6 protein-coding genes are annotated in these 5,645 nt (G+C 41.1%); 4 read left to right on the top strand and 2 right to left on the bottom strand.

Annotation, left to right across the window (positions count from 1 at the left end):
• Positions 1-243 precede the first annotated feature (243 nt).
• Together NT010_12550 and NT010_12545 are read right to left on the bottom strand one after the other, a co-directional pair.
• Positions 244-1,059, bottom strand: a complete 816-nt coding sequence (locus tag NT010_12550; GenBank protein ID MCX5806870.1) for a sugar phosphate isomerase/epimerase — start codon at positions 1,057-1,059, stop codon at positions 244-246.
• A 180-nt stretch (positions 1,060-1,239) separates the two neighbouring features.
• Positions 1,240-1,878 carry an adenylate kinase gene (locus NT010_12545; protein MCX5806869.1) on the bottom strand — a complete coding sequence of 213 codons (639 nt, stop codon included), beginning with the start codon at positions 1,876-1,878 and terminating at the stop codon, positions 1,240-1,242.
• 361 nt (positions 1,879-2,239) lie between these two features.
• Between NT010_12545 and NT010_12540 the strand changes: the two genes are divergently transcribed.
• From NT010_12540 to NT010_12525, 4 genes are all read left to right on the top strand, one after another.
• Positions 2,240-2,431 (top strand): hypothetical protein, encoded by a 192-nt coding sequence (locus tag NT010_12540; GenBank protein ID MCX5806868.1) that lies wholly within the window; start codon positions 2,240-2,242, stop codon positions 2,429-2,431.
• A 173-nt stretch (positions 2,432-2,604) separates the two neighbouring features.
• A complete protein-coding gene (locus tag NT010_12535; protein MCX5806867.1) occupies positions 2,605-3,855 on the top strand; it encodes an ABC transporter substrate-binding protein in 1,251 nt (416 codons plus the stop codon).
• 502 nt (positions 3,856-4,357) lie between these two features.
• Complete coding sequence (locus NT010_12530; protein MCX5806866.1) at positions 4,358-4,954, top strand: hypothetical protein; 597 nt, start codon at positions 4,358-4,360, stop codon at positions 4,952-4,954.
• A gap of 70 nt (positions 4,955-5,024) precedes the next feature.
• Positions 5,025-5,333, top strand: coding sequence for a hypothetical protein (locus NT010_12525; protein MCX5806865.1), 309 nt, complete (start codon positions 5,025-5,027; stop codon positions 5,331-5,333).
• Positions 5,334-5,645: the final 312 nt, after the last annotated feature.

The following is a 5,645-nucleotide window of genomic DNA, read 5'->3' as shown; positions in this document are numbered from 1 at the left end:
CCCCCCCCTAAAGAAGGGGGAGGGGAAGCGGGAGACCAAAAGTGGAGGCTCATTCAGCTACCTGATGAAACGTCAAAAACCATAAAAAATGATTGTAAAGATGGAAAAACCGGGAAGCCGGGATTATGCAAAGGTCTTATTTTGTTACGCCACAATGGGAATCTGTTTGGCTCACTCAATGAACCGAATCTCCGCTTGCAGGTGCGGCGGCCTCGTGGGGACTTGGTATTTGTCCGGCAACAACTATGAGATTTCTTTTAATTTTTCAAGTGCGGTATTGATTCCCATTTCCTCTATCTCATAACTTTCAATGATTAGCTTTCCTGTGTATCCAAGCTCAACAAGACCGTGTATAATCCTTTTCAGGTTAGTATTGCCATTGTAGAATAAGTGGTTGTCCTTTGTCCCCCAATTATTATGTATATGAACATGGAAAAGATGCTCTATGCCGATATCTTTTATATCCTGGAGAATTGCCCCTTCCGGGTCTTTCACGCCATTTGAGATTTTTGTAATATAGGCATGGCCTATGTCGAGTGTTAGACCGATATCCGGGATTTTTTTGTGAAGCTCCTTAAAATCTCCCGGATCACAAAGGAAAAAAAATGGCAAATGGACATTTTCAATAGCTACCCTCAAATCTCTCTCTGCTGCATAGCTGTATATTTCATGTAAATCTTCAATGAAGTAGTTTCTTGTTGTTTCCTCAATACTTTTTGATCTGCCTGTGAGCATAGTATATCCCGGATGGATGACTACAGGATCACATCCTATGCCATAAGCTATATCGATGGTTTGTTTCAGCATTCTTATTGCGTTTTTTCTGTAATCGTCATAAAAACTCCCGAGGTTTACCTCAAAAAACGGTGCGTGTATTGAAAACTCTATACCGCTTCGGGTGAACTCGTTCATTCTTGAAACAAAATTGTCATTCATATCGAGAATATGGGGCATTTCACAGGATAGCTCTATTGTTTTAATATCGGCAGCAATAATATCATAAACAACATCAAGAATATGTTTCTTCACAAAGAAAAATGTGGCAAGACCGAAATTCATTAATTACACCCCATAAAACTGTATTATTGGTATTAGTTAGTATATGTTGCCTTTGAATTTGATGCTGACAGGCAATTTAAATGCATGTAAATAGCATTCAGGGGTCATAATGAATTCAAAATCCCTCTTTGTTGGATTCTGAATGCTGACCCATGAATGCTAAAGAATTTGTATTATGAATCAGCCTTCTTTGATCTTTGCAACAATTTCCTCGCTGCTCAGAGAACTGATAGATTTTAGCAGCCCTTCCTTTCTGTAGAAGTCAATAAGCGGCGCTGTTTTTTCGTTGTAAGTTTCAAGACGTTTTGTGATGGCTTCCACTGTTTCATCGGCGCGCTGTACGGCAGGCGAACCGCATTTAAGGCAGGTGCCGTCCGGTGCCGGCGGCTTGCTTTTAATGTTGTATATTTCCTGACAATCAGGGTTGGCACATGTCCTGCGTGTAGTCAGTCTGTCAAGAATAACATCTCTTGGTACATCAAGATCAATAACCTTGTCTAATTTCAGATTGAGTTTCACAAGCAGGTTCTTTAATGCCTCGGCTTGAGGAATCGTTCTTGGAAAACCGTCAAGTATAAAACCTTTTTCACAATCAGGTTCCTTCAGCCTTACCCCCATTATATCCATAATAAGCTCATCAGGAACAAGCTCGCCGCGTTCCATATATCCCTGAGCTTTCTTGCCAAGCTCGGACCCGGCATTTACTGCATTTCTCAAGATGTCCCCTGTTGATATCTGGACTGAGCCATCATAATCTGTCAATAATTTTGCAACAGTACCCTTACCGGCGCCCGGCGCCCCCAATAGAACAATTTTCATTCTTAGTCCTCCTTTTGTATTCAGTGCAATGATTTATTTGTTTTTTGCCTTTTCCTGTTTCTCTTTTCTCTTTTCCTTTAAAGTTTTTTGCGGAGCTTTTTTTGTTTCATTCTTAGGCTTGTCTTTTCCTGTTGCCATAAAACACCTCCTGGTTTGTAATCAAGTATTTTAAGTCTATCAAATATAAAAGAAAAAATCATTGATAAAAGGTCATCAATGTGCCCTGTTTTTTTGAAGAAATCCTGCCCATGTGGTATGTTATGCATGAAGCTGGTATGGACGAACAATACAATCTGATATTGAGCAGGAAATATAAAGATGTAATTGTTTAGAAAAAAATCAAAAGATAAGGAGTAATAAAATGGCAGAAGTCAAAACCAAAGAAGAACGTTATAATGAGGCCCGTATTATGCATAAATCGCTCGATGAAAAGCTGCAGATGCTCCAGGTAAAACCTTATCTTACCGAAGATGAAGAGTTGGAGGTAAGACTGCTTAAAAAAAATAAACTGTATTTTAAAGATTTAATGGAAAAGATCAAGGAAGAAACATAACAGGATCAGTATTTTGTCCATGACTTTGAAGAAACCCTGCGTACAGCTTGCTGCAGGGAGGTTCATTACTTCAAGCAGTATATGGTTAATACTTATAGAATCTTACGCTTGACATGAAAAATGAAAAGGCTTAATATTTTTAATACGCTTTACAAATTAAGAAAGGGGGATTTATGAAGAAACCAGTTTACATCTCTATTATTTTGTTGTTCGTTTTATTATGCTCTGCCGGTTTGTCTTTTGCTGCAGAAAAACCCATAAAACTTGGTGTGATGTTTATTATGTCAGGGCCCATGGGTGGTTATGGCAAGCATGGGAAGCAGGCAGTACAGATGGCTATGGACGAGATAAATGCGAATGGCGGTATTCTAAAAAGGAAAGTAGAGGCTATTTTTGAAGACTGCAAGCTCAAGGCTGATATAGGTGAGCAGATTGCAAAGAAGTTTGTTACTCAGGATAAAGTGGACTTCATCATAGGCCCGACTTCCAGCGGTGTTGCAGTGGCGGTGTCAAAGGTTGCAACCGAAAACAAGAAAATATTGATTTTAACGCAAGCTGCTGCAAATTCAATGACAGATGACCTGTTTAGCCCGTACCAGTTTGGCATACTGAGCAATGCCATGATGCACTCGCGTTCAGGAGCATACTATATGGCTTCAAAACCGTTTAAACGCTGGATGTGCATAGGACCAAATTACAACTATGGTCATGAATCATGGGAGGCATTCAAAGCCAAGCTGAAGGAACTGAGACCGGACGTAGAGTTTGTTGGCGAGTTATGGCCTAAGCTTATGGAAGGCGATTATACGTCTTTTATTAAACAGATTGCCGAACTTAAGCCGGATGCAGTTTGGTCGCCGTTATGGGGTAATGATGCAAATAACTTTATCAAACAGGCACTGCCTACCGGTCTGTTTAATAATATCAAATTTGCCTTTCCTGATGGAGCGGCGCTTGAGACACTGATACCTCTCGGGAAGGATTTGCCGGAAGGAACATATGTGGCAGCACGTTACTTTTTTCTTACGCCCGATTCGGATATGAACAAAAAATTTGTTAAAGCATACTATGATAGGTTTAAAGAATATCCCGATTATATGGCAAACGAGACATATGCCGGTGTGTATTTTATAAAGGCCGCTGTAGAGCGTGCAGGCTCATTAAAAGCTGACAAAATCATTAAAGCTGTAGAAAAGGAACCTTTGGCATGGGAAACTCCGGAAGGTTGGAAGATAATGAGGAAAGAAGACCATTCGGTTGTTGAGGACGTTGTATGGGGCGAGACTGTATACAGCGAAAAATACGGGTTTTCCATTCTGAAAAATATGGAAGCTATACAGGCAGAACAAATATGCCGTACGCCGGATGAACTCAAGGCAGTTCGTGATAAATTTAATAAGAAGATGAAGGAAAGTAAAAAGTAATTTAACGATGAGAAAACTTTTCCTCATCGCCCGTGCAGTATGCCGGAACGGGTAGTCTACCGCGATGCTGAATAAGAGATAGAAGATCGTATTAAAAAATAAAAGGCAGGGCCAGAAATGGTTCTGCCTTTTGTGTATACTTCGTGGTTATTGCCTGAAGCGCTGCTTGCTTCCTGAAAGACGCGCTGCGCGGTTTTTGCCTGAGGCACTGCTGTATTCCTGTTATTGAGTTTTTGTCATTATCTCCAAACGTTCAACATTTCAAATGGTAATAAATTTGGCGGTTCTTTTAAGAAATTAGCCTGTCTTCGATCGATAGCGGGCAATTACTGCATGCAATATAACATCGGAATGTTAATATTATATTGTAGAAATTTGTCCCGTCATCTATTTTTAAAAATTATTGTATCTATCTGATTTTATGGGTATTATCTTTCAATGTTTAATTATTTAATTTGTTGACATCTTTCATAGCAAATACTAATATTTCGGGAATTACCGCTTGCAGTATATTAACTGTTATGTGAAGGACAAAAGAAAAATGAAAATAGCTCTTATTGGTTGGGGATCACTGATTTGGGAACCGGGGAATCTCACAACCCACGTACGGGGAGGGTGGAAGACTGGAGGGCCGGAGCTACCACTTGAGTTTTCCAGAAAGTCCACATCGCGAAGTGGCGCTCTCACATTGGTCATAGACCCGGTACACGGTGAGCAATGCTCAACTCGGTTCATAAGCAGTTCCCGCCGAAGACTTGACAAGGCAATACTGGACCTGAAAAGCCGTGAGGGAGTCCCCTTGGTTGACTCGATCGGATTTGTGGATGTGGCATCAGGAGAATCTCGCGGCGCCACAGAGGAGATTCTCAAAACCATCCGCAACTGGGCAGACCAAAGGGACTACGAAGCTGTGATATGGACGGCTTTAGGTAGCAACTTCAATAACTATACGGTGGAAACAGCTGTTCAGTATCTTCGTGAACTGCCCATGGCAGGCAAGGAAAAAGCCAAAGAATACATTGAAAGGGCACCGGAAGAAGTTGTTACCCCACTTCGAAGAGGCGTCAGCAGAGTCGTGTGGGAAAACTACAGCACATAACAAATCCGGATGTGACAAAACGGCTCGCCGCACTAGCGAGCATGTTGCACTTGCAGGTAAAGGAGACAAAATGTCATCGCAGGAGATGGAAGAGCGATATGCCGACTTTTGTGATAATCTGGCTGACATCAAAGACCGTCTTACACTTACTGACCAAACAGGCGATAATCTAGTCCGTTGTATGTTATGTGACGATCTTTTTCCGAAACAGTTTTCCAAACTAACAGGTAAGTTATGCGTAGAGTGTTATAATGAACGCGAGTTCGGGATCTTCAGACCAAGCGGCACTACAATTGGAGCAGGTACGCCGCACTCCTACATAACTTCAGATGAGGACCCAATGCTGCACAACTGTATCAAAATATTGGAGGATGATTGACATCTTACATTGGCACACTCACGAATTTATTAGACTATCCTATACGGCGAATCATACCAAATCAACACATAACCAATGGATTAAGCCAATCGGCGGAAAAAGACTCTCCGCATCTGGCTGATCCTGTTGTCCTGCTCTGTTTCTTCCCATAATTCACTATCAAAGCCAAAGGGCCATATACTGGACTTGTAGGTGCTATACGTAACAAAGTCTGCTTTGCCTTATTATTTTGGTTAGTTACACATCATTTCACATTATCCCTAATCCATGCTTTCGTGTCAACAATAATTTCATCAATTAACGGTTCCAATT

Source organism: Pseudomonadota bacterium, from assembly GCA_026388275.1.
Taxonomy (GTDB): Bacteria; Desulfobacterota; Syntrophorhabdia; order Syntrophorhabdales; family Syntrophorhabdaceae; genus JAPLKB01.
This window is presented reverse-complemented; position numbering and strand designations above follow the sequence as displayed.

What these genes read in the sequence shown, in the direction of transcription:
- NT010_12535 (MCX5806867.1), top strand. Translation starts at nt 2,605, where the DNA reads ATGAAGAAACCAGTTTACATCTCTATTATTTTGTTGTTCGTTTTATTA.
- NT010_12525 (MCX5806865.1), top strand. Translation starts at nt 5,025, where the DNA reads ATGTCATCGCAGGAGATGGAAGAGCGATATGCCGACTTTTGTGATAAT.
- NT010_12545 (MCX5806869.1), bottom strand. Translation starts at nt 1,878, where the DNA reads ATGAAAATTGTTCTATTGGGGGCGCCGGGCGCCGGTAAGGGTACTGTT.
- NT010_12550 (MCX5806870.1), bottom strand. Translation starts at nt 1,059, where the DNA reads ATGAATTTCGGTCTTGCCACATTTTTCTTTGTGAAGAAACATATTCTT.
- NT010_12540 (MCX5806868.1), top strand. Translation starts at nt 2,240, where the DNA reads ATGGCAGAAGTCAAAACCAAAGAAGAACGTTATAATGAGGCCCGTATT.